Genomic DNA, 23,502 nt, shown 5'->3' with positions numbered 1-23,502 from the left:
TTGATCACACAGCAAACAGCAGGAACTCACGCTCCCAAGAGCTGATGACGCGCTTGAAGTTCTCATGCTCGGCGCGCTTGGTGGCAACGTAGCCGGTGATGAATTTCTTGCCCAGGTACTGGGTCAGCGCGCGGCTGACTTCCATGCGTTCCAAGGCGTCCTCGATGGTCAGCGGCAGGCGCAGGTTGCGCCGCTCGTAGCCGCGCCCCTGCACCGGCGCGCTGGCGGCAATACCTTCGACCATACCGATGTAGCCGCACAGCAAGCTCGCAGCGATGGCCAGGTAAGGGTTGGCATCGGCGCCTGGCAGGCGGTTCTCGACGCGACGGTTCTGTGGGCCGGCATCCGGTACGCGCAGGCCGACGGTGCGGTTTTCCTCGCCCCACTCGACGTTTACCGGGGCCGAAGTGTCTGGCAGGAAGCGGCGGAACGAGTTGACGTTCGGGGCAAACAGCGGCAGCGCCTCGGGGATGAACTTCTGCAGGCCACCGATGTGGTGCAGGAACAGCTCGCTCATGCTGCCGTCTTCATTGCTGAAGATGTTCTTGCCGGTGACCGAATCGACCACGCTCTGGTGCAGGTGCATGGCGCTGCCCGGCTCGCCGGTCATGGGCTTGGCCATGAAGGTGGCGGCTACATTGTGCTTGAGCGCCGCTTCGCGCATGGTGCGCTTGAACACCAGGATCTGGTCGGCCAGGTGCAGGGCGTTGCCGTGACGGAAGTTGATCTCCATCTGCGCCGTGCCGTCTTCGTGAATCAGGGTGTCGAGGTCCAGTTGCTGCAGCTCGCACCAGTCGTAGACGTCCTCGAACAGCGGGTCGAATTCGTTGGCCGCTTCGATGGAGAACGACTGGCGGCCGGTTTCCGGGCGGCCTGAACGACCTACCGGCGGCTGCAGCGGGAAGTCCGGGTCCTCGCTGCGCTTGGTCAGGTAGAACTCCATCTCTGGCGCGACGATCGGTTGCCAGCCCTTGTCGGCGTAAAGCTGCAGGACTTTCTTCAGTACGTTGCGCGGCGACAGCTCGACTGGGTTGCCCTTCTTGTCGTAGGTGTCGTGAATCACCTGGGCGGTAGGCTCGATGGCCCACGGCACGAGGAACACAGCGTTTTCATCGGGCCGGCAGATCATGTCGATGTCGGCCGGGTCGAGCAGTTCGTAATAGATGTCGTCATCGACGTAATCGCCGGTCACGGTCTGCAGCAACACGCTCTCGGGCAGGCGCATGCCTTTCTCGGCGATGAACTTGTTGGTCGGCGAGATCTTGCCGCGGGTGATGCCAGTCAGGTCACTGATCAGGCATTCGACTTCGGTGATCTTGTGCTCTTTCAACCAATCGGTGAGCTGGTCGAGGTTGTTACTCATAGATACCTCAGGAGGTAATGTGGTCCGCGCATTGATTCTGGATGGAGTGGGTTGCTAAAGCAAAAACCCCCACGCAGGAGCACAGTGGATACACTGGAAACAAGCGTGTCCGTAATGAGTTCGAAGGGCAGGAATACAAGAAAGGAAGCGAAACGGCGCTACGAGGGGTAGTCCAGAAGCGCAAAGCGTCAATTATTGCGGCCAGTGCGACCACCGCGCAATTGATGCGTGCCGGAACGGCAGGGATACCCGAGCGCACTGCACAGGCAGCGCTTTCAGGTCGCGACAAGCGGACCATGTGACCCTCGTATTATTGTGTTTTGGGTTGAGACCGAGCTTAGCCTTGTTCATTTTTTTACACAACACCTCCGTAAAAAATAAAACACGGCTTGTCGGAGATAGCCCTTTGTCAGGGAAATAGCGGATAATGGCACGCCCCGATATGCAGCAAATCTGCCGTCGATGTGCCATTTCAGGGCATCATGGGGTTGGCTTGACATCAGTAAGGCTTTTCGATTGACTGGTCCTGCAAGCCCCCCTTGATTGATATTTTTAACAACAAAGGTGTTGCATCATGTCGGTACCCCCGCGTGCCGTTCAGCTTAACGAAGCGAACGCGTTCCTTAAGGAACATCCTGAGGTTCTCTACGTTGACCTTCTGATTGCAGATATGAATGGTGTGGTGCGCGGCAAGCGCATAGAGCGCACCAGCCTCCACAAGGTTTACGAGAAAGGCATCAACCTGCCGGCCTCCCTCTTCGCCCTCGATATCAACGGGTCCACCGTCGAAAGCACCGGGCTTGGCCTGGACATCGGCGATGCTGACCGCATCTGCTATCCGATCCCGGACACGCTCTGCAACGAGCCGTGGCAGAAACGCCCGACCGCCCAGTTGCTGATGACCATGCACGAGCTTGAAGGCGAGCCGTTCTTCGCCGACCCTCGTGAAGTGTTGCGTCAGGTGGTGAGCAAGTTCGACGACCTGGGCCTGACCATCTGCGCCGCGTTCGAACTGGAGTTCTACCTGATCGACCAGGAGAACGTGAACGGCCGCCCACAGCCACCACGCTCGCCGATCTCGGGCAAGCGCCCGCAGTCGACCCAGGTATACCTGATCGACGACCTCGACGAATACGCCGATTGCCTGCAGGACATCCTCGAAGGCGCCAAGGAACAAGGCATTCCGGCCGACGCCATCGTCAAGGAAAGCGCCCCGGCACAGTTCGAAGTCAACCTGCACCACGTCCCCGACCCGCTCAAGGCCTGTGATTATGCAGTGCTGCTCAAGCGCCTGATCAAGAACATCGCCTACGACCATGAAATGGACACCACGTTCATGGCCAAGCCCTACCCGGGCCAGGCAGGCAACGGCCTGCATGTACACATTTCCGTGCTGGACAAGGATGGCAACAACATCTTCACCAGCGAGGATCCCGAGCAGAACGCCGCGCTACGTCATGCTGTCGGCGGTGTGCTCGAGACCCTGCCTGCGTCGATGGCGTTCCTTTGCCCGAACGTCAACTCGTACCGTCGCTTTGGCGCCCAGTTCTACGTGCCGAACGCGCCGAGCTGGGGCCTGGACAACCGTACCGTGGCCCTGCGCGTGCCGACCGGTTCGCCCGACGCCGTACGCCTGGAACACCGCGTGGCCGGCGCCGACGCCAACCCGTACCTGATGATGGCCGCCGTACTGGCTGGTGTGCACCATGGCCTGACCAACAAGGTCGAGCCGGGTGAGCCGATCGAAGGCAACTCGTACGAGCAGCTGGAGCAGAGCCTGCCGAACAACCTGCGCGATGCCCTGCGCGAGCTGGACGACAGCGAGATCCTGAACAAGTACATCGATCCGAAGTACATCGACATCTTCGTCGCGTGCAAGGAGAGCGAGCTGGAGGAGTTCGAGCATTCGATCTCCGACCTCGAGTACAACTGGTATCTGCATACCGTGTAAATGAAAACGCCGCCCTCTGGGGCGGCGTTTTTCATGGGTTGGCAGGGCACTCGATTCCCTGGCCTACAGAGACTTTTCGAAAATTTTCGAATTGCGCTGGTAGTTGTACAGCGATGCTCGCGCCGACGGTAGCCGCTCTACCCCACTGGGGGCAAAGCCTCGCTCGCGGAACCAGTGCGCGGTCCGGGTGGTAAGCACGAACAGGGTATTCAACCCCAACGCCCGCGCCCGGCTCTCGATCCGCTCCAGCAGCTCATCACCGCGCCCGCCATGGCGGTACTCCGGGTTCACTGCCAGGCACGCCAGCTCACCAGCCTGGGAATCGGCAATCGGATACAGCGCCGCGCACGCGATGATCATGCCCTCGCGCTCGACCACGCTGAACTGCTCGATCTCACGCTCCAGCACTTCACGTGAGCGTCGCACCAGAATGCCCTGCTCTTCCAGCGGGCTGATCAGCTCCAGCAAACCACCCACATCCTCGATGGTCGCCTCGCGCACCACTTCGAACTGCTCCTGCGACACCAGCGTGCCGCCACCGCCGCGGGTGAACAGCTCGGTGAGCAGTGCGCCGTCCTCGGCATAGCTGACGATGTGGCTACGCGCCACGCCGCCCTTGCAGGCCTCGGCGGCGGCATCGAGCAACTCGCCTTGGTAATCACTGCCCAGCCGCGCCAGGTGTGGTGCAACCTGCTGCGGGCGCAACTCACGCACCAGCTTGCCGCTCTCATCCAGCAGCCCGGGTTCGGCGCCGAACAGCAACAGCTTGTCGGCACCCAATTCGATGGCGGCGCGGGTGGCCACGTCTTCGCAGGCCAGGTTGAAGATCTCACCGGTCGGCGAATAGCCCAGCGGCGAAAGCAGCACAATCGAGCGCTCGTCAAGCAGGCGGCTGATGCCTTTGCGGTCGATGCGCCGTACTTCACCGGTGTGGTGGTAGTCCACCCCTTCGAGCACGCCGATAGGGCGGGCAGTCACCAGGTTGCCGCAGGCCACGCGCAGGCGTGAGCCCTGCATCGGCGAGGCGGCGATGTCCATCGACAGGCGCGCTTCGATGGCCAGGCGCAAGGCACCCACGGCGTCGATCACGCAGTCCAGGGTTGCGGCATCGGTGATGCGCAGGCCGTGGTGATAGTGCGGGGTCAGGCCACGGGCGGCCAGCCGGCTCTCGATCTGCGGGCGCGAACCATGCACCAGCACCAGGCGCACGCCCAGGCTGTGCAGCAACACCAGGTCATGGACGATATTGCCGAAATTCGGGTGTTCCACCCCATCGCCGGGGAGCATGACCACAAAGGTGCAGTCGCGATGAGCATTGACGTACGGGGAGGCATGACGCAGCCAGTTGACGTAATCGGGCATGACAGGGCCTGTGGATAAAGTGGACGGAGAACGTTGGATCACACGGCGTTCAGGATCATCGTCGGAACAGGCTTGCGGTCACGCGCGGTCTCCTCTAGGCAAAGACGAATCAGCAGGGTGGACGTTTAATTCAGGCAATAGTGCCGGATCAGGTCACGCAATAGACGCACGGTAGGCTCGATTCGTGACATTTCCAGGTATTCGCCCGGCTGGTGGGCACAGGCAATGTCGCCAGGGCCAAGAACGATGGTCTGGCAACCCAGTTGCTGAAGATAAGGCGCTTCGGTACCGAACGCCACCGCTTCGGCGCGATGGCCGGTCAAGCGCTCGGCCACCTGCACCAGTTCGGCATCGGCCGCCTGTTCGAACGGTGGCACCTCGGGGAACAGCGGCGCGTAGTCGATACGCACCTCATGGCGCTCGGCCACCGGCCGAAGCTTCTCACGGATGGCCGCACGCAACTGCTCTACATCCATGCCTGGCAGTGGGCGCAGGTCGAACTCCAGGGCACACTGGCCGCAGATACGGTTGGGGTTGTCGCCACCGTGGATGCAGCCAAAGTTCATGGTCGGCGTGGGCACGGTGAATTGCGGGTTGCGGTAGGTGTCCTGCCATTGCCGGCGCAGGCCCATCAGCTCACCCATCACCGCGTGCATGGCTTCCAGCGCGCTGCGGCCAAGGCTTGGGTCAGAGGAATGGCCGCTGCGCCCGAGAATGTCGATGCGGTCCATGAGGATACCCTTGTGCATGCGGACCGGGCGCAAGCCGGTCGGCTCACCGATGACCGCCGCACGGCCAAGCGGCTGACCCGCTTCGGCCAGGGCGCGGGCACCGGACATCGAGCTTTCTTCGTCGCAGGTGGCGAGGATCAGCAGCGGCTGCTTGAAGTCATGCTCCAGCAACGGAATCACCGCTTCGATGATCAAGGCGAAAAAACCCTTCATGTCGCAGCTGCCCAGGCCCACCCAGCGGCCATCGGCCTCGGTCAGCTTGAGTGGGTCGCTCGTCCACAACTGCTCGTCATACGGCACGGTGTCGCTGTGGCCAGCCAGCACAAGCCCGCCCGGGCCAGTGCCACGGCTGGCCAACAGGTTGAACTTGCCTGGGCTGACCTGCTGGATGTCGCAACTGAACCCCAGGTCGCCCAACCAGCCTGCCAGCAGGTCGATGACCTGGCGGTTGGACTGGTCCAGGGCAGGTTGGGTGCAGCTGACCGAGGGCGCGGCGATCAAAGCGGCAAACTGGTCTTTCAGCGTGGGCAACGGCATGCGCGAACTCCTCGGAAGCATTGCCCATCATAGGGCCATCCGCCGTAAGGAATAAACCGTTGCCGGCACACTGCTGTAGACTGCACGGCAATCACGCCCCTCTTCGAGCCTGCGATGCACAAAGAAACCGAACTCAAGCTCCGCGCCAGCCGCGACACCCTGGCCGCACTGCGCGAGCACCCTCTGCTGAAAAAGCGCAACAAGTCCGGCTGGCAGACCCGCGAGCTGCTCAACCAGTACTTCGACACCCCTGAGCGCGACCTTTCTGCTGCCCGAGTGGCGCTGCGCCTGCGCCGCGACGGCGAGGTGATCATCCAGACCTTGAAGTGCCGTGGCCAAAGCGTCGCCGGCCTGTCCGAACGCAACGAATACGAGTGGCACCTGGACAAAGTCAAACTCGACCTGAAAAAGCTCGACGCCACCTGCTGGCCTGAGCAACTGGCCGAACTTGACAAAAAATCCATCAAACCGCTGTTCACCACCGACTTCACCCGCGAATTCGCTGAGATCGCCTGGGGCCGCGGCAAGAGCAAAGTAGTGATCGAGGCAGCGCTGGACCAGGGCTTCGTGATTGCCGGCAAGCGCAAGGAAGAGATCTGCGAGCTGGAGCTGGAACTGCGCGAAGGTGCCCCCGAGGCACTGCTGGAGCTGGCCGCCGAGCTGGCCGCCAGCCTGCCCCTGATGCCGTGCGACATCAGCAAGGCCGAGCGCGGCTACCGACTGCTGGAGCCGGACAGCTATGAGCTGGGCCTGCCAAGCACCGAACTGGACGCCGAAATGCCGGTCGACGATGCCTTCGCTGCCCTCGCCTGGCAACTGCTGGGCAGCAGCCAGCGCCTGGCCGAGCAATATCGCCACAATGGCCACTGGCGCCTGCTGCAGGACTGGGTGCAGTGCCTGGCAGAACTGCGTGCACTGGTCGCAAGCCTTGGCCAGGCCGCGCCGCGTGCCAGCACGCGTGACCTGCGCGCCAGCCTGGACGCGCTGCTGGAAGACTGGCGCCCGCTGGTACAGGCCGGCAATGACGACGAAGACATCCGTCGCGCCGCGCCAGAGCAGTTCCTCGAAGAGCTTGAGGACGTGCGCTGGGGCCAATTCTCCCTGGAAACATCACGTTGGCTGCTGGCCCGCGCCTGGACCGCAGAGCGCAAGGGCCGTGGCGAACGCCAGGGCAAGGCGCAACTGGCCAGCTGGGTGGCACACCTGCTGGGCGAAGAAGGCCGTGCGCTGAAGCTACCGCTTTACACTCAACGCCCGGAAGACCTGGCAGAACAACTGCCGCGCATCGAACAGTTGCTGGCCTGGCTGCACCATGCGCGCCAGGTACTCGAGGCGCCGCAGATGGACCGCTTGTATGGCGATCTGAAAAAGCTGCATGAGCTGGCTGAACTGCCACTGGCCGAAGAGCCTGGCGAGCTGCTGGAGGCCCGCGTGGAACAAGCCCGTGCGATTGATCAGAGCCGTGGCTGGAAACATCTGCTCAAGGCCTGACATCCCCTTGTGCATCATCGCCGGCAAGCCGGCCCCCACAGGTTACCCCGCGGCTCTCAAGCTCAGCGCAAACCCAGTGGGGGCCGGCTTGCCGGCGACAGCATCAGCGCATCAGCGGCAGGCTGGTGGTGGACTTGATCTCCGACAGCGCCACAATGGAATTCACCTCCTGAATCCCCGGTACGTTCGACAGCTTTTCGAAGAAGAACCGCTCGTAAGCCTCGATATCCTGCGTGACGATACGCAACAGGAAGTCTACTGACCCCATCAGCACATAACACTCCAGCACCTCTGGAAAGCCCCGGATCGCCTCGGTGAACTCGGTGAAGTTGGAGCGACCATGGGCGTTCAGTTTCACCTCGGCAAAGATCTGCGTGTTCAGGCCGACCTTCTTGCGATCGAGCAGGGTGACCTGCCCCCGGATGACCCCCTCTTCCTTGAGCCGCTGAATACGGCGCCAGCACGGCGACTGCGACAGCCCTACGCGCTCGGCAATCTGCGCGCTGGACAGTGACGCATCCTCCTGAAGAAGCTCGAGAATCCGCCGGTCATACGCATCCAGATCGCTTTGCATTAAAAATTCCCCAAGCTTATATTTTTCGAATCAACCAATTCGCCTGAACGGCTGATTCATCAAATAATAGCGAAAAAAAGCCGGCATCAACCTGCCAGAATTTCTCCCACCTTTGCGGAGACCAGCATGAACCCATTCGAACGCCCCCTGCCCCGAACCGATGTCTGGGCCGCCAGCAGTAGCCACAGCAACGTGTGCTATCGCCTGCAAGCCGAAGCCGAGCCGGATACCCTGTGCCGGGTACTCAACCTGTTCGCCCTGCAGTTTCTGACGCCGCACAGCGTGCAAGTCAGCCAGCAAGATGACTTGCTGGACATCGAAATAGGTATCGGCGGGCTGAGCAGGCATCGGGCCGAGGTGATTGCGCAAAAATTGCGCAATCTGGTGTGCGTCGCGCAAGTGCGCCTGGATCAGGAAAAATGGACAAAGATCAAGGCGATGGACGCAATCGAATCAGATGGGTATCATGCGTGCGCGTTGCACTCGTAGCTCAGCTGGATAGAGTACTGCCCTCCGAAGGCAGGGGTCGTGGGTTCGAATCCCGCCGAGTGCGCCATATCAAAAAGCCCTGGGCCTGCGCCCGGGGCTTTTTCGTTGGCGGACCGGGGCTGGTTTGCAGCCCCTCCCTGCTTAGCGAAGTTCAGTACTCAGGCTCGGCGTGCCGAAACCTTCCAGGGTCGCGTTGGACGCATTCAGGTATTGCGCCCAGAAATCGTTCAACGCATCCATGGTCTTGCCCGATCGGTAGGCATGCTTCACCGCATCGGTAACCAGGCCTGCACCGGAAACATACACCCTGGCACCCTGCAGGTCCGCATACAGCCCTTTGCTCTGTGCCAGCTTGAGTTCATTACTGACATTGAGCTGCTTGATCTGGTTTGCCGCATAGAAGCTGGTGTAGTCCGAATGCTCGAGCATGTCCGAAATCAGATACACCACCCGCTCCTGGACACCCTGCTCTTTGCTCATGTCCTCACCAACCCGGCGCAAGGTGTTCATGATTTCGCTCTTGGGGATATCCTGGCGAGCGTCACGCAGCCCTTTGACGAACAGCCCGCCGAAGCCGGCCTGGAACGCTTTCTTCTGGGTCGCCAGGCACTGATCCAGGCCCCTCAGCTTGCGCATGTTGACGTCGTCGCGAACCTCGCCCTGCAACGGCATGTCCAGCTCACCGGCGTACACCAGGCGCTGATACTCCCCCGGCAAGAACGCTGAGAATGTATAGAGCCTGACGCGATCGCCCGGCTGAACGAACCGGTCGATCTGGCCCCAGCTGCTGCGCTGCAGGTCTTCAGGCATCGGGATGGTCTGATCGATGATCACCACCAGCTCGCGCCCGGACGCTGCAGGCTTGATGTCAGCCAGACCATTGCGCGTGTAGCAGCTCTGCAGGTCATTGCGCTCAGCAGCCAGTGCTGCGCAAGGCAACGCCAGCGCAAGGATCAGGGCCTTGGCAAGCCTCATGACAGCATGCCCTCCTTTTTCGCAGGGAACAGGCCAAGCGCCTTGAGCGCCTGCTGTTGCTCGCGGATGTCACGCAGTTGTGCCTCGCTGACATTCAGCGCACGGCTGGCGGCAGCCAGGTTCTCTTCAGGCAGGCCAGTCATGTCGTGGAAGTCCGAAGCCTTGATTTCGGCAGGGGCGGCAGGCTCGGCCAAGGGCACTGCGACAGGCTCGAATACAGCAGCCTGCTGCGCAACCGGGGCGGGGGCTACAGGTTGCGCGGCAGGCGCTGGCGCAGCGGCTTCAACGCTAGGTTTTGGCTTGACTGCCTGGGGCGCGACCTTGCCGGCCTTGTACTCGACGTAGGCGAGGAAGTTGCGATGTGCGGTGTTCTCACCTTCCAGCGCGTGCAGCACAGCGGCGTCGGTGTGGTCGCGGCCAGACAGCGAGGTCTGCAGGCGGCGCAGCTTGTCGTCGGCGTGGCTGGCAATGGCATGACGCTTCTGATCCATCGCGTCGAGCATTTCCTCGGCGGTGGCGTACTCGTGGGTCAGGCGCCAGGCGGTTGGCGAGTGGGTGCCGGCAAAGTAGTAACGGCTGGCCAGCCAGATGCTGATGCCCTGAATAGCGATGTAGATCAGTGACAGCATGATGTAGGTGGTCAGGCTGGCCTGGCGTATCGCTTGCATCTTGTCATCGATGGTGGCGTTGTCGGCCTCATCGTTGATGGCCTGGGATTCTGCTGGCAGGTCAAACGGGGAACCTGCACTGGAGCTTTGCGCAGCGGACTCTGCGCGCATACCGTTGACCATCTCGGTCTCGATGCTGTCCAGGGTCGCCGAGCGCACGACGAATGCCCCCACGGCCATGGCCGCCACGAACACACCACAGACCACCAGCCAGACGAACTTGCGCGAGACGTTGGAATTGACGTCCTTCACCCGTACCAGCAGTTGCTCGTAGTCCGGCTTGTCCGCGTCGGAGAAAGAGTCTTCCAGGTTGATCGCCTTGCCAGCCTTCAGCGAACGCGAGCGCTTGGTAGGCTCTTCACCTTGCCACCAGTGGCGTGCACGGGCGATCAGGCTGTTGTGGTGCAACGTATGGCCGGCGGCTTCGGCGAAGAACGCCGAGGCGACGGCGAGCAGGATCGCAGTGCCGGCGGTCAGCCAATGGCGGTCATTGGTAGAAGCATCCATGTTCATCCAGCCCGCCAGGACGTAGGCAAAACCCATGGCCTCGATCAGCACCAGCATCAGCACCAGCACCAGCACCCAACCCGGGCGCGGCGAGCGCCCGGCCTCACCGGCCTTGGCGAGGTAGTCAAGGGAGGCATTGTAGGCGTTGACGCCCTTCATGTACTTCTTGTACTGGCCGTAGTACGGCTTGGACAAGGTCACTTCGTGGTTGATCCAGCCATCGCTGTCGACCGAGGAACGCTTGCGCGACAGCCGGGCCACCGTACCGATCAGGGGGAGGCTGTGCCAGACACGGATGAGAAAGTAGGACACCTCCTCCCAGTATTTACGCACGATCAGCGCAGTAACCAGCAGCGAAAGGAGGCCGGCGGTGAACAACTGATTGGCGAGAATCAATGATTTGAGTGCAGCTAGCGAAAAGTCTTCCATTCAGGACGTCCTTGACTGGGTTATTTGGTGGCCGGGATCGGCTTGTAAGCAGCGACGAAAGCATCACCGCCGGCGGCATAGAACAAGGCACCTTGACTGGCCTGGGCATTGCCCTTGCTGAACACGATATCCATGCAGGAAATCGATGCCTGGGCATCACTGGCGAAGACCCGGTACAGCACTTCGCTTTCGCCTTCATAGGTGTTGGCCACGGCTTTCATCGTGCGTGGCTTGTGCTGCGTGGGCAGCTTGTAATCTTCGACCAGCTGAAGGATCGGCTGGCGATCGACCTTGGCGTTCTCGCGCAGGATCGATACCGGCGACACCGTCACCAGGTGCCCATTGACCAGATTGGCCCAGACGCGGTTGTTATAACCGGGCAGGTAGTCTTTGGTAGCGCGCCGCTGCAGCGGCTGGTCGTTGACCATGCTCAGGACCTCGCCAGCGTTGCGCGGCCTGTCGGCCTCACAGCTCGACATCGGCATCTGCGCGGCATAAGCGCTGCTGATCAAGGTGAAACCGCTCTGTTTGGGCTTGATGCTCTGGGCCATGGTCCAGTTGTAGCTGGCCACCGGCGTGCCAGCGAAATCGACTTGCGGCCGGGCAGCGGCTTTCGTGGGGTTGGTGCGGCCAGGGGTGCTGGCGACGCCCGTACCGGGCATTGCGGTCTCCCGCCCGGTCGGCTTGGCCTGTGCCGGCGTGCTACTGGCCCGAGCGCTGCCGGCAGCCTTGGGTTTGGCTGCGGTCGAGGTGCCATAGTGCAGGTAGCGCGTGTTGCTCGCCTCTGCCTGGGCCCGCATCACCAGGGCCTGTTCGTTGGCCAGCTCGACGATTTCCACTCGGCGGTTCTGGCCACGCAACAGCGGGTCACTGTTGTCGGCAATCGGTCGCGAGGCTCCGGCCCCCTGGTAGTAGATCGCATTGGCGGGAATGCCCGCCTGCAGCATGACCTTGCCCACGGTCTTGGCGCGGCGCTCAGACAGCTTCTGGTTGAACTCGGCGTTACCCACAGCATCACTGTGGCCGACGATCAGCAGGCGACGATCCTGCGACTCCTTGGCGGCGGCCTGCTTATCGGTGGCGGCAGGCTTGGCATACATCTGCGCCAGCTTGGCCACGGCGCGCTGGCCGCTTGGGGTCAACTGGTCAGAGCCGGTGGCGAACATGCCGCTGTCTTCGATCTGGGTCACCAACCCTGCCTGCTCGGGCACAGCGGTTACCACGGCGGCCGAGGCCACGGTCAGCTTCTCGGTGGTGATCTTCAGGTTTTCTTCCTTGGCGATGCGATCCAGCTCCTGCAGTCGGGACTGCCAGACATAACCCACGACGCAACCCACCGCGCCGCCTACGGCAGCACCCGGCAAGATGCCGTCCTTGCCTTTGAGGGCGTAACCGGCAGCTCCACCGGCCACCACACCGACACCACAGAGCACCGGCATGCCGTAGTCCCTGCCAATGTCTTTGACTTTCTTGGAAATAGTGTCCATCTGCTGAGTGCTGCACCCGGCAGCGGTGATGAAGGCACAGCTTAGCGCTGTAAGGCGAAACACACGGTGCATTGCGGCTCCTTGCCGAAAGAAGACTGAGTGATGGCAACTTGACATGCATTGTCACAGATTATCGTGAATATTGCCCCATCCGATTCGACATCCCACCTGCGACCTCAAGCCTGACCACTGCCTCACCACGCACCGACTTCAGCCATGACGTTTTTCAATCGACTCGATGCCGTTTCCTGCATTGCCGTGCAGGCCTCCGTGCCGGATGCTTTAGTTACTCCAAGAGCTCGTTTTTTCCACCCGCAGAGGCCTGTATGAAGAACGTCGAACAAATCCTCAAGACCAAGTCCCAGCACCAGACCGTCTACACCATCGGCCCTGATGACTCGGTGCTCGACGCCCTGAAAATGCTGGCGGAGAAAAACGTCGGTGCGCTGCCGGTCGTGGAGAACAACCAGGTAGTGGGAATCGTCAGCGAGCGTGACTATGCCCGTAAGCTCGTGCTCAAGGGGCGCTCTTCGGCGGCCACGCCAGTGCGGGAAATCATGAGTGCGCCTGTGGTCACGGTGGAGCCCAAGCAGAATCTTGAGTACTGCATGAACCTGATGACCAACCGCCACCTGCGCCACCTGCCAGTGGTCAGCAATGGCGAGCTGCTCGGGCTGCTGTCGATCGGCGACCTGGTCAAGGAAACCATCGCCGAACAGGCCAGCCTGATCCTGCAGCTGGAGCAGTACATCCGCGGCGAATGACCACCCTCAATGGTAGGCGCGCTCCAGTTCGTCCAACTGATGGTCGAAGCTGCGCAGGCGCGCCGACCAGGTGTAAACCAGCACTTCAAGGTCACGATTGAGCACTGCGGTGTTGCCTTGGCCACTGCTCGAGGGCTCGCACAGGTCGAGCTGGTAACGTTCGCGTGCCATGGCAGTGGCCACACTGGAGAGATCGCGGGCGTTGGCCAGCCAGTGATGCTGATGGTCGTGGATCTCGCGGTCCAGCACCCGGCACTGGCGCTTGAGCGCATCCAGGCTTTGCTCCAGGGGTGTGCCCTTGAGCTCGCCCATCACTTCCTCGAAGGTGCGCCCCGAGTGCCAATAGCTGCCCCAGAAATACCGGTCGAAAACCGTCTCTACCCGGCGTAGCGCTACCTTGGTGTTCCAGATGGTCAGCAATGTTCGCCCCTGAATCACCTCGCGCTTGTTCAGGTGCAGTTGCTGCCAGGCGATCCACGTCAGGCCCAGCAGCGCGACCGCCGCCGCGACTGCCGCCGCAGCGTACAGAAACTGCACAGCCTGGCTCATCTGGTGTGTATGGCGGATACCGTAGAAGTAACCGGCCGTCAGGGTGCCCAGGATGGTCACGGTGCACCAGAAACCTGGTGCGTAGGGATCTTTCATCGCGCATATCCCCTTATTGTTTTCCTGAGCATAGCAACGGCCGATCACTCGTCAGGTGCCGCTCGGCGCTTTATTTGCGGGGGCGGCGCAACGCTTCGTTGAGTTGATCGAAGGGCACTGCCCAATCGGAATCTTCAATGATGCTCTCCTTGAGAAAAGCGCGCTGGGAGTCGCTCCAGAACGGCGCATCCACCAGCTTGATCTCGTTTTTCAGCGGTGAATGGCTGGTGATGAACTGATCGATGCTCTGAGGATCGTCGGGCAAGCCCAACTGCTTGAACAGCTCGGAAAAGTGGTGGGTAGGCGCTTCCATGTTTCCTCCTGGGTACCGGGCGGGCCGTCCACGACGCCAGCCCGGCATTGGTTTGAGAACATCAGCACAGCTCGCGTACTTCGGCTTGCGGCACCAGTTTCAGGTACTGCTCCATGCTCATGTGGATCAGGTGATCGTGGTCACCTGCCTCCAGGTAGACATCGCCCTGGCGGGTAAGACTCGAATCGAGCAGCATCTTTATCTGATAAGCGTCACCCATTGCCGGGATGGCGCCACGCTCGCAGTCACCGAACAAGCTCGGCAGGCCGCTTTCGCGGGTCAGTTGCCAGGCGCCAGACATGCGTACCTTGCTCATGTCCAGGTGCCGATTGGCAGGCAGCACCGCCATGATGTAGTTGCCATGGCGGTCGTCGAGCATGACCGACTTGGCAACCCGCTCGGCCGGCACACCAGCCGTACGCGCCGATTCCAGGCTGGTCGCCGAGTGGGGATGGGGAATGATGTCGTAGTCGCAGTTGGCCTGGTCCAGGCGCTGCTGCAGGGTCTTGGCCATTCGCATGATGCACCTCCGGTTTCGCCCCCATCTCCAATTTTAGGCCCTGCCTGGGTAGGCATGGCTAAACTTGGGGTATAGAAGCGAACAAGGTGACGACAGGTGATCGCTCGCTGCTGGCGCTGGTGGTTATTGGTGCTGATGCTTGGCTTTGCACCGGGCAGCCAGGCTGCGCCCGGGGCTATCTGGGTGCTGAGCATCGACGATGCCATAGGGCCGGCCAGCGCCGACTATGTTATGCGCGGCCTGGATCATGCCAAGGAACAAGGCGCGCAACTGGTGGTGATCCGCATGGATACACCCGGCGGCCTGGACAGCGCCATGCGCCAGATCATCAAGGTCATCCTCGCCAGCCCCGTGCCGGTTGCGACCTTCGTTGCCCCAGGCGGTGCCCGTGCTGCCAGCGCTGGCACCTACATCCTGTATGCCAGCCACGTGGCGGCCATGGCGCCGGGGACCAACCTCGGCGCCGCCACCCCCGTGCAGATTGGCGGCCCTGCAGGTACACCAAAGGATGACAAGGCCAAGCCCGACACCAATGAACAAGCCCTTGCGCGCAAGCAGGTGAACGATGCAGCCGCTTATATCCGCGGCCTGGCGCAGCTGCGCGGGCGCAACGCCGACTGGGCGGAAAAGGCTGTACGCGAAGCGGTAAGCCTGTCGGCCAGCGAAGCGCTCAAGCAGAAGGTGATCGACCACGTGGCCAACGACCTGCCTGACCTGCTGCGCCAGCTCGACGGCAAGACCCTGATCGCCGCTGACCAGCCGCGCCAGTTGCAGACCCGCGACGCCAACCTGGCCGAGCATCTGCCGGACTGGCGCACGCGCCTCTTGGCCGTGATCACCAACCCCAGCGTGGCACTGATCCTGATCATGATCGGCGTCTATGGCCTGCTGTTCGAGTTCATGAACCCTGGCTCCGGCGTGGGCGGCGTGGTCGGTGGCATCTGCCTGTTGCTGGCGCTGTATGCCCTGCAATTGCTACCGGTGAGCTTTGCCGGTGTCGCGCTGGTCATGCTCGGTATCGCATTCATGATCGCCGAGGCGTTCCTGCCCAGTTTTGGTGTGGTCGGCTTTGGCGGCATCGTGGCGTTCGTGGTGGGCGCGGTCATCCTGATAGACACCGACGCCCCCGGCTTTGGCATTCCGCTGGCGTTGATCGCGAGCCTGGCGGTGCTCTCGGCATTGTTGATCGGTGGCGTGTTGGGCATGGCCCTCAAAGCTCGCAAGCGGGCCTTGGTCAGCGGTGATGCCGGCCTGGTCGGCAGCTTGGTGAGTGTCTCTCAGGTGGTGGCAGGCAATCCGTTCTGTGGCGCGGTAATGGCCCAGGGCGAACAATGGCAGGTCCAGTGCACTACGCCCTTGCAGCTCGGCCAGCAGGTGCGGGTCACCGCGCGTCATGGCGTGATGCTCGAAGTGAGCGCTGCTGCCCCTACGGCGCAAGGAGAATGACGATGTTCATGCAATTGGGTTTCGGCGCCCTGCTGATGCTGCTGGGCGTCTTACTGCTGTCGGCGTTTCGTATCTTGCGCGAATACGAGCGCGGCGTGGTGTTCCAGCTGGGGCGCTTCTGGCAGGTCAAAGGCCCAGGGCTGATCCTGCTCATCCCCGTGATCCAGCAGATGGTTCGGGTGGACCTGCGCACCGTGGTGCTGGATGTACCGCCGCAGGATGTGATCACCCGCGACAACGTGTCAGTGAAGGTCAATGCGGTGCTGTATTTCCGCGTGCTCGACCCTCAGAAGGCGATCATCCAGGTCGAAGACTTCCTGGTCGCCACCAGCCAGCTGGCGCAGACAACGCTACGTGCGGTGCTGGGCAAACATGAGCTGGACGAGCTGCTGGCCGAGCGCGAGCAGTTGAACCTGGATATTCGCCAGGTGCTGGACGCGCAAACCGATGCCTGGGGCATCAAGGTGGCCAACGTCGAGATCAAGCACGTCGACCTCAACGAATCGATGGTCCGCGCCATTGCCCGTCAGGCCGAAGCCGAGCGTGAACGCCGGGCCAAGGTCATCCACGCCGAAGGGGAACTGCAGGCGTCGGAGAAGTTGATGCAGGCCGCGCAGATGCTCAGCAAGGAGCCGGGGGCCATGCAGTTGCGCTACATGCAGACGCTGGGGTCGATTGCCGGGGACAAGACATCGACCATCGTGTTTCCGATGCCGTTGGACTTGCTCAAGGGGATGATGGACCGAGAGAAATGAGGGGCCTGCGCAAGGCCCCGCAAATCGGTCAGACAGGTGCGCGGCGCAAGGTCGCCAGGAACGTGGCAGCACCAATGAACAAGCCCGCGAACGTCCGGTTCAAACGCTTCTGTTGCTTGGGGGTGCGCAACAGGCGCAGCACCCTCGAAGCCAAGCCGGTATAACCCGCCATCACCAGCATGTCGACGGTGACCATGGTGACCGTGATCGCCACGTATTGTGGCAACAGCGGAGCATGCGGGTTGATGAACTGCGGCAGTACAGCGAGCATGAACACCAGCGCCTTGGGGTTGCTGACGTTGACCAGGAAACCTCGGAACACCAGGCTCAACGGCTTGCCGATCGGACGCACGGCGGACTCATCGGTCATGTCCATCGGCAAAGCGCGCCATTGCTTGTAGGCCAGGTAGACCAGGTAGGCGACGCCGAACCATTTGATGATGGTGAACGCTGTAGCGGAAGCGGCAAGGATGGCGCCGACACCCGCTGCGATGATGGCAATCTGCACGACCAGGCCAATCTGCAGGCCCAGCGCGTTCCAGTAGCCGCGCCAGAAACCATATTGCAGGCCGCTGGACATCGAGGCGATCGCCCCGGCCCCGGGTGAAAGGCTGATCACCCAACACGCGGCAAAGAAGCCCAACCACACTTCCATCGACATCACACACCTCGCTCGAACATATGTTGCAAAACGTTAAGCTAAGGTTTTGGCGAAAAAATAACCAGCGAATTTTGCAGAGTTCAAAGGCAAGCCGGGTATTTCGGGTGTGCTGTAAATGCCCGGCCTGGCATCCGCAAATCCTATAGCGATCTAGCCCTCAAGCCTGCGCCAACCCAGGCTTCAGGACAGCGCCTCAAGCTCGGCCTGCATGCTCTCCAACGTTTCCAGGGCTTGCATCCAGCCTTCCTCGAGTTCGCCTTCGCGCTGCTTGAGCTTGCTCTGGCGGGCCAGCAGGTCGCGCAGTTCATCTTTGCGCGCCACCTCGTAGAGGCCGCTGTCGCCCAAGGCGGTTTCGATCTCGGCCAGTTGCGCATGCACCTGGTTGAGCTCGGCCTCCAGCTTGTCGGCAGCCTTCTTGTGCGGTGCCAGTTGCTGGCGCAAGGCAGCGGCGGCCTGGCGCTGGGCCTTCTTGTCGGTCTTGTCCGGGTTGGCCGGCGCGTTGCTAGCCGGTGCGCTGCGCTGCCGGTACTCGACCAGCCAACGGCTGTAGTCGTCCAGGTCGCCATCGAAGGTATCGACCTTGCCATCGGCCACCAGCAGGAAATCGTCGGTGGTGCTCTTGAGCAGGTGGCGGTCGTGGGACACGACTACCACGGCACCGGCAAACTCCTGCAACGCCATGGTCAGCGCCAGGCGCATTTCCAGGTCCAGGTGGTTGGTCGGTTCGTCGAGCAGCAGCAGGTTTGGCCGCTCCCAGGCGATCAGGGCCAGCGCCAGGCGGGCTTTTTCGCCCCCGGAGAAATTCACCACCGGCTCGTCCACGCGGTCGCCATGGAAGTCGAACCCGCCGAGGAAGTCACGCAGGGTCTGCTCGCGCTCGGCCGGCGCAATGCGCTGCAAGTGCAACAGCGGGCTAGCCTTGTCGTCCAGCGAGTCCAGCTGATGCTGGGCGAAGTAACCGACTGCCAGGTTCTCACCCAGCACCAGGCGGCCCGACAGCGGCGCTAGTTCGCCGGCAAGGTTCTTGATCAGGGTCGACTTGCCGGCGCCGTTAGGGCCCAGCAGGCCGATGCGCGCACCGGGCACCAGCTGCAGCTTGACCTTGTCGAGGATCGCCTTGTCGCCATAGCCCAGACAGCCTTCGGAAAGGCTCAGCAGCGGGCTGGAAATCTTCTGCGATTCACGGAAAACGAAGTCGAACGGCGAATCGACGTGCGCCGCCGACAGCTCTTCCATGCGCTCCAGGGCCTTGATCCGGCTCTGCGCCTGACGGGCCTTGGTGGCTTGGGCCTTGAAGCGGGCAATGTACTTTTCCATGTGCGCACGCTGGGCCTGTTGCTTCTCGTAGGCTTGCTGCTGCTGCGCCAGGCGCTCGGCACGGGTGCGTTCGAAGGCGGTATAGCCACCCTTGTACAGGTTCAGCTTGCGCTGCTCGACGTGCAATACATGGTCGACAACAGCATCCAGGAAATCGCGGTCGTGGGAAATCAGCAACAGCGTGCCCGGGTAGCCCTTGAGCCAGTCTTCGAGCCACAGGATCGCATCGAGGTCCAGGTGGTTGGTCGGTTCGTCGAGCAGCAGCAGGTCGGATGGGCACATCAGGGCCTGGGCCAGGTTCAGGCGCATCCGCCAGCCACCGGAGAAGTCGCCGACGCGGCGGTCCATCTGCTCGTTGGTAAAACCAAGACCGGCCAGCAATTTGCGCGCACGGGCATCGGCGGTATAGCCGTCAGCGCTTTCCAGCTCACTGTGCAGGCGTGCCAGGGCCGTGCCGTCGTGGGCCGTCTCGGCCACGGCGAGCTCGGTCTGGACCTTGCGCAGGCGCGCGTCGCCATCGAGCACATAGTCCACGGCCAGGCGATCGAGCGTATCGACCTCCTGACGCATGTGGGCGATGCGCCAGTCACCCGGCAGCTGGCAGTCGCCACCATCAGGCGACAGCTCACCGCGCAGCAAGGCGAACAGGCTGGATTTTCCGGCGCCGTTAGCGCCGATCAGGCCGGCCTTGTGACCGGCGTGCAGGGTCATCTCGGCGCCTTCTAGCAAGCGCTGCGGACCACGCTGTAAAGTGAGGTTGGATAGTCTGATCATGATGGTCGCGGAGTCTACCAGCTTCCTCGACCCGGAGCGTAAGTGGAATCATGTACACCGACCTGTGGAATTACGCCCTGGCCCTGTATGCCCGGCCGGGAGTCGAAGCGGCTTGCCTGAGCGTTCAGGCCCAGGGGGGCGATGTGTGCCTGCTGCTGTGCGCAAGCTGGCTGCAAACCCGAGGTGTCGCCGTAGAAGCCGGGCGAATCGACGCTTTGCGCGCCATTGCCGAGCCTTGGCAAACTGAAGTGGTAACGCCGCTACGCAGTTTGCGCCAGCAATGGCGGACGGCCGCACAGCATGACCTGCACCTGGAGGCGTTGCGTGAGCACGTAAAGGGCTTGGAACTGCAGGCGGAGAAGCGCTTGCTGCAACGCCTTGAGGAATGCGCAAGGCAATGGCCCACGGGCTCGCTTGAGCCCGCAGACGATTGGCTGGCCAGGCTGGCGCCCGACCAGGTCCGTGGCCACGACTCGCTGGCTCAGCTGCGAGTCGCCGCCACAGGGCTTCAGGAGGCCGAAGACGGCGTCTGAGGCGAGGTGCTTGCCGGTGCCGAGGACGGCGCCGGGGTAGCGGGGCCTGCCGAGTTGGTCACCGCAGGCGTAGCCGGCTTGGCTTCAGCCGGTTTGCTGGCGACCGGCTTGGCAGCGGCAGGTTTGGCCGCAGCCTTGGCCGGAGCTTTGGCGGCTGGCTTGGCTGCAGGCTTGGCTGCAGGCTTGGCGGCAGCTTTCGCAGCGGGCTTGGCTGCAGGCTTGGCGGCAGCTTTCGCAGCGGGCTTGGCTGCAGTGGTTTTAGCCGGCGCTTTGGCCGCGGCCGGTTTAGCCGCAGCCCCTTTGGAAGCGGCTGGTTTGGCGGCAGGCTTGGCAGCAGCGGTTTTGGCCGGGGCCTTGGTGGTAGCTGGCTTGGCCGCAGCAGCGCGCGATGGCGCCTTGGCTGCAGCCACTTTGGCAGCGGCCGGTTTGGCTGCAGGTTTAGCCGCAGCCTTGGCCGGGGCTTTTACGGCAGCAGGCTTGGCAGCAGCGCGCGACGGCGCCTTGGCAGCGGCGGCCTTGGCAGGCGCTTTTGCGGCAGCTTTGGCGGCCGGCCTTGCTGCAGGTTTGGCCGCTGCTCTGGCAGGCGCTTTTGCAGTGGCTGGCTTAGCCGATTTGGCTGCCACAGCCCGCTGGTCCAGTGCCTTGCCAGCAGCCTCACGCACCTTGCCTACACCCTGGGCCAGCTTCAGGCTTTCCTGGGCATCGCGTTTGAGTTGCTGAATATAAGTACGGGTTTGCGTCTGACGCTCTTTGAGCGAGTCGAGCAACGACTCAAGTTCACCAATGGCTTTCTGGGCTTTGCCCTGGGCCTTGGCTTTACCTGCCTTGGCCGCGTCCTGCAACTTCAGGCGACCGTTGTGCAGTTTTTCCTGGGCCTTGCCGCGCTGCTTTTCCAACTTTGCCAGCAGTTTTTCCGCATCAGCCAGCGCTTGCGAGCAGGCATCTTCCAAGTGTTCGAGCAAGCTGCCCGAAAGTTGCTGGAGCAGGTGTAACGGCGTACTTACAGGCTTCTTCTTGGCCGACATGGTTTACCTCCTGGCTGACGAGTTTGCGGCTAATACTATGCTTGTGCTGCTACCGCCGCTAGGGCATGTTGACAGTATCGTTGGCGCCGCGTTGCATGCCTGGGCAAAGTTGTTGTCTTGCAGCTGCGTGAAAGTGTAGTTGCTTAGCAAATCGTTGCCGACATTTACGCAAATCGAAGCAACAAGGCTGGCATACTTCGCAGCTCTTGAGCTCGGAGTTGACCATGCCTCGTTATCTTTTTATCGGCCTGTGCCTGGCGGCTCCTATCGCACTCGCCGCCCCCGAAACGGCTCCTGCCAGCGATCACGACGTGGCCTACAGCCTGGGCGCAAGCCTTGGAGAGCGACTGCGCCAGGAAGTGCCTGGATTGCAGCTGGAGGCGTTGGTTGAAGGCCTTCGCCAGTCCTATCAGAACCAGCCCCTCAAACTCGACAAGGCTCGCATGCAAGCCATTCTTCAGCAGCATGAAGAACAGGCGAACAACGCCGCCGTGCAAGCCGAAGTGGAAAAACTGCAAGCTATCGAGGCGCGTTTCATGGCCAATGAACGCGCACGCGCCGGTGTGCATGAGCTGCCTGAGGGCGTGCTCTACAGTGAACTGAAAAGTGGTATCGGCGCGCAGCCCAACCGCAAGGGCAAGGTGCAAGTACGCTATGTAGGCAAGTTGCCTGACGGCACGGTGTTCGATCAGAACCTGCAGCCACAGTGGTTCAGCCTGGACTCGGTCATCGAAGGGTGGCAGGTGGCGTTGCCACACATGAAAGCAGGAGCGAAATGGCGCCTGGTGATCCCCTCGGCACAAGCCTACGGTGCCGAGGGCGCGGGTAATCTGATCGCGCCCTATACACCTCTGGTGTTCGAAATCGAGCTGCTGGCGGTCGGCGGCTGACGTCGACCCTCAGGCCTGGACCGCGTCTTCTTCCTTGTGCGCGTTGTGCAACACCTCGATCAGGCAGTCTTCGAGCTCGAAGCGTTCGTGCAGCAGGCTGCCGAGCTTGCCGAGTTTATCGGCGAAGCGCTCAGTGTCCTTGCAATCACCTTTCTCGCAATGGTCATTGAAAGCCAGCGCAATCTGGGTAATGTCATTGATCCGCGGGTTGATCTCTTCAGCCAGCTTCAGCGCTTTCTGGTCACCAAACGCCTTGGCCTCGGTGACCAGTTGTTCACTGACCTCGAAATGCCAGGCTGACACGTAATCGACAAGCACCGCACAAAAGTCGCGGCTCTTGTCCTTGTCCGCAAATGCCGGCTTGGCATCGCGCAAGGCACCGAAGGCCTGAACCAACTCCTCCCGCTCCTTGAGCCAGGTGTCGATCAGCTTGTGAACCCCACCCCAGCGTTCCTGGGCGTTCTGACAACTATCGAGCATGGCGATCTCTTCCCTTCTGGGTAGATGCCGCTGCACCTCGCACCCCGATCGTGCGGTACAAAGGTGACATCAGCAGGACGGCATCGAGCAGTTGTGTTTTTGGTATGCGTGCTGGGAGATTATTCCCGCGCGTGCTGCCCTTCAAGGTACGCAGCAGACAAAGTTCATACAAGTGTTTAATACCCTGGGGTATCACCACTGGTCGTGCCGGCTACCGCAGCCGCGCCAACTCAAGCTTTGCCCAGTGTGCGGAAACGATACGCCAGCAGGCAGGTCAAGGGCAGCACTGCCAGCAGCAAGAAGGCCAGCAGGCTCCATTCGGGCAAGGTCAGGTCAAGAAAGCTCCAGGTCAACGAGCTGCAATCGGGGCCGCCGAGCAAGAGTTGACGGGCCGCTTCACGCCAGGAGCTTTCCACTACATGCCAGAAAGGCGCCGGGCACTCGTGGCTTGTACCAATTTCCCCTTGTATCCAGACATGCCTGGCCGCCAGCAGGGCCCCGGCTGCCGAACAGCCCAGGGCTGCTCGCGCATACTGGCACACAGCCGCAACGCCCGACGCATGCACGGCCGCACACAGGCAGATCATGGCATACACACCCAACAGAAACCGCTGGCTGAAGCACAGCGGGCAAGGCACCAGACCGAGGGTGCGCTCCAGGTAAAAGGACGCGACCAGCACCGCCAACGAGGCAAGGCAGGCCGGTAGAAAAAACGTGCGCAAGCGGGCCGGCAACATGAAAGGTGGTGGTCCCGGGGCAAATTGAGTGGCTTGGAACGGTAGAGGAAAGATGTGCTTTGTTTCAAGGCACTACAG

23 protein-coding genes and 1 tRNA gene are annotated in these 23,502 nt (G+C 61.9%); 9 read left to right on the top strand and 15 right to left on the bottom strand.

Annotated elements, in window-relative coordinates:
* Positions 1-4: 4 nt before the first annotated feature.
* On the bottom strand, positions 5-1,363 hold the full coding sequence (locus JOE27_RS17820; protein WP_012312227.1) for a glutamine synthetase family protein: 1,359 nt from the start codon (positions 1,361-1,363) through the stop codon (positions 5-7).
* 574 nt (positions 1,364-1,937) lie between these two features.
* On the opposite strand from JOE27_RS17820, the gene JOE27_RS17815 reads away from it, so the two are divergent.
* Positions 1,938-3,314: a glutamine synthetase family protein gene (locus JOE27_RS17815; protein WP_012312226.1), complete on the top strand. Its 1,377-nt coding sequence runs from the start codon at positions 1,938-1,940 to the stop codon at positions 3,312-3,314.
* Positions 3,315-3,377: 63 nt separating this feature from the next.
* On the opposite strand, the gene argA is transcribed toward JOE27_RS17815, so the two are convergent.
* Entirely contained in the window at positions 3,378-4,676 is a 1,299-nt protein-coding gene (gene argA, locus JOE27_RS17810; protein ID WP_204919362.1) for an amino-acid N-acetyltransferase, read from the bottom strand.
* 125 nt (positions 4,677-4,801) lie between these two features.
* Positions 4,802-5,944, bottom strand: a complete 1,143-nt coding sequence (gene argE, locus JOE27_RS17805) for an acetylornithine deacetylase (protein ID WP_115273325.1) — start codon at positions 5,942-5,944, stop codon at positions 4,802-4,804.
* A gap of 114 nt (positions 5,945-6,058) precedes the next feature.
* Here argE and JOE27_RS17800 point away from each other — a divergent pair, with 114 nt between their 5' ends.
* Positions 6,059-7,435, top strand: a complete 1,377-nt coding sequence (locus JOE27_RS17800) for a CYTH domain-containing protein (protein WP_046786974.1) — start codon at positions 6,059-6,061, stop codon at positions 7,433-7,435.
* A 103-nt stretch (positions 7,436-7,538) separates the two neighbouring features.
* Here the strand turns inward: JOE27_RS17800 and JOE27_RS17795 are convergent, their stop codons facing one another.
* On the bottom strand, positions 7,539-8,009 hold the full coding sequence (locus tag JOE27_RS17795; RefSeq protein ID WP_046786973.1) for an Lrp/AsnC family transcriptional regulator: 471 nt from the start codon (positions 8,007-8,009) through the stop codon (positions 7,539-7,541).
* Positions 8,010-8,135: 126 nt separating this feature from the next.
* Between JOE27_RS17795 and JOE27_RS17790 the strand changes: the two genes are divergently transcribed.
* Together JOE27_RS17790 and JOE27_RS17785 are read left to right on the top strand one after the other, a co-directional pair.
* On the top strand, positions 8,136-8,498 hold the full coding sequence (locus tag JOE27_RS17790; protein ID WP_125923602.1) for a hypothetical protein: 363 nt from the start codon (positions 8,136-8,138) through the stop codon (positions 8,496-8,498).
* Positions 8,489-8,565: transfer RNA gene (locus tag JOE27_RS17785), tRNA-Arg, on the top strand. The genes JOE27_RS17790 and JOE27_RS17785 overlap by 10 nt, the downstream gene beginning before the upstream one ends.
* 74 nt (positions 8,566-8,639) lie before the next feature.
* Here JOE27_RS17785 and JOE27_RS17780 read toward each other — a convergent pair.
* From JOE27_RS17780 to JOE27_RS17770, 3 genes are read right to left on the bottom strand one after another with little or no spacing between them, the layout of a single operon-like run.
* Positions 8,640-9,473 carry a hypothetical protein gene (locus JOE27_RS17780; protein ID WP_204919360.1) on the bottom strand — a complete coding sequence of 278 codons (834 nt, stop codon included), beginning with the start codon at positions 9,471-9,473 and terminating at the stop codon, positions 8,640-8,642.
* Positions 9,470-11,077 (bottom strand): hypothetical protein, encoded by a 1,608-nt coding sequence (locus JOE27_RS17775; protein ID WP_115273322.1) that lies wholly within the window; start codon positions 11,075-11,077, stop codon positions 9,470-9,472. Before JOE27_RS17775 ends, JOE27_RS17780 begins: the two co-directional genes overlap by 4 nt.
* Positions 11,078-11,097: 20 nt before the next feature.
* Complete coding sequence (locus JOE27_RS17770; RefSeq protein WP_115273321.1) at positions 11,098-12,636, bottom strand: OmpA family protein; 1,539 nt, start codon at positions 12,634-12,636, stop codon at positions 11,098-11,100.
* Positions 12,637-12,890: 254 nt separating this feature from the next.
* On the opposite strand from JOE27_RS17770, the gene JOE27_RS17765 reads away from it, so the two are divergent.
* Positions 12,891-13,328: a CBS domain-containing protein gene (locus JOE27_RS17765; protein WP_012312219.1), complete on the top strand. Its 438-nt coding sequence runs from the start codon at positions 12,891-12,893 to the stop codon at positions 13,326-13,328.
* 6 nt (positions 13,329-13,334) lie between these two features.
* Here the strand turns inward: JOE27_RS17765 and JOE27_RS17760 are convergent, their stop codons facing one another.
* From JOE27_RS17760 to JOE27_RS17750, 3 genes are all read right to left on the bottom strand, one after another.
* Positions 13,335-13,973, bottom strand: a complete 639-nt coding sequence (locus JOE27_RS17760) for an NADH:ubiquinone oxidoreductase subunit N (RefSeq protein WP_115273320.1) — start codon at positions 13,971-13,973, stop codon at positions 13,335-13,337.
* Positions 13,974-14,043: 70 nt separating this feature from the next.
* On the bottom strand, positions 14,044-14,286 hold the full coding sequence (locus JOE27_RS17755; protein ID WP_012312217.1) for a DUF2789 domain-containing protein: 243 nt from the start codon (positions 14,284-14,286) through the stop codon (positions 14,044-14,046).
* Positions 14,287-14,347: 61 nt separating this feature from the next.
* Positions 14,348-14,806, bottom strand: coding sequence for a YbaK/EbsC family protein (locus JOE27_RS17750; protein WP_039601719.1), 459 nt, complete (start codon positions 14,804-14,806; stop codon positions 14,348-14,350).
* A gap of 96 nt (positions 14,807-14,902) precedes the next feature.
* On the opposite strand from JOE27_RS17750, the gene JOE27_RS17745 reads away from it, so the two are divergent.
* On the top strand, positions 14,903-16,252 hold the full coding sequence (locus JOE27_RS17745; protein ID WP_204919358.1) for a nodulation protein NfeD: 1,350 nt from the start codon (positions 14,903-14,905) through the stop codon (positions 16,250-16,252).
* Between the two features lie 2 nt (positions 16,253-16,254).
* Positions 16,255-17,007 carry a slipin family protein gene (locus JOE27_RS17740; protein ID WP_012312214.1) on the top strand — a complete coding sequence of 251 codons (753 nt, stop codon included), beginning with the start codon at positions 16,255-16,257 and terminating at the stop codon, positions 17,005-17,007.
* 28 nt (positions 17,008-17,035) lie between these two features.
* Here JOE27_RS17740 and JOE27_RS17735 read toward each other — a convergent pair whose 3' ends face one another.
* Both JOE27_RS17735 and JOE27_RS17730 read right to left on the bottom strand, forming a co-directional pair.
* Positions 17,036-17,668 (bottom strand): LysE family transporter, encoded by a 633-nt coding sequence (locus JOE27_RS17735; protein ID WP_012312213.1) that lies wholly within the window; start codon positions 17,666-17,668, stop codon positions 17,036-17,038.
* A 180-nt stretch (positions 17,669-17,848) separates the two neighbouring features.
* On the bottom strand, positions 17,849-19,759 hold the full coding sequence (locus JOE27_RS17730) for an ATP-binding cassette domain-containing protein (RefSeq protein ID WP_115273319.1): 1,911 nt from the start codon (positions 19,757-19,759) through the stop codon (positions 17,849-17,851).
* Positions 19,760-19,809: 50 nt separating this feature from the next.
* Here JOE27_RS17730 and JOE27_RS17725 point away from each other — a divergent pair, with 50 nt between their 5' ends.
* Positions 19,810-20,292 (top strand): TIGR02444 family protein, encoded by a 483-nt coding sequence (locus tag JOE27_RS17725; RefSeq protein ID WP_125923597.1) that lies wholly within the window; start codon positions 19,810-19,812, stop codon positions 20,290-20,292.
* Here the strand turns inward: JOE27_RS17725 and JOE27_RS17720 are convergent.
* On the bottom strand, positions 20,268-21,317 hold the full coding sequence (locus tag JOE27_RS17720) for an AlgP family protein (RefSeq protein WP_204919356.1): 1,050 nt from the start codon (positions 21,315-21,317) through the stop codon (positions 20,268-20,270). The genes JOE27_RS17725 and JOE27_RS17720 overlap by 25 nt on opposite strands.
* Positions 21,318-21,541: 224 nt before the next feature.
* Here JOE27_RS17720 and JOE27_RS17715 point away from each other — a divergent pair, with 224 nt between their 5' ends.
* A complete protein-coding gene (locus JOE27_RS17715; RefSeq protein WP_204919354.1) occupies positions 21,542-22,207 on the top strand; it encodes an FKBP-type peptidyl-prolyl cis-trans isomerase in 666 nt (221 codons plus the stop codon).
* A 9-nt stretch (positions 22,208-22,216) separates the two neighbouring features.
* Here JOE27_RS17715 and JOE27_RS17710 read toward each other — a convergent pair whose 3' ends face one another.
* On the bottom strand, positions 22,217-22,687 hold the full coding sequence (locus JOE27_RS17710; protein WP_046786962.1) for an Rsd/AlgQ family anti-sigma factor: 471 nt from the start codon (positions 22,685-22,687) through the stop codon (positions 22,217-22,219).
* A gap of 230 nt (positions 22,688-22,917) precedes the next feature.
* Entirely contained in the window at positions 22,918-23,424 is a 507-nt protein-coding gene (locus JOE27_RS17705) for a disulfide bond formation protein B (RefSeq protein WP_046786961.1), read from the bottom strand.
* Positions 23,425-23,502: the final 78 nt, after the last annotated feature.

Origin of the sequence: Pseudomonas sp. M5 (assembly GCF_016907075.1) — a bacterium.
In the GTDB taxonomy this organism is placed as follows: domain Bacteria; phylum Pseudomonadota; class Gammaproteobacteria; order Pseudomonadales; family Pseudomonadaceae; genus Aquipseudomonas; species Aquipseudomonas putida_E.
Note: the sequence above shows the minus strand (reverse complement) of the source record. Positions and strands in the feature narration are given on the sequence as shown.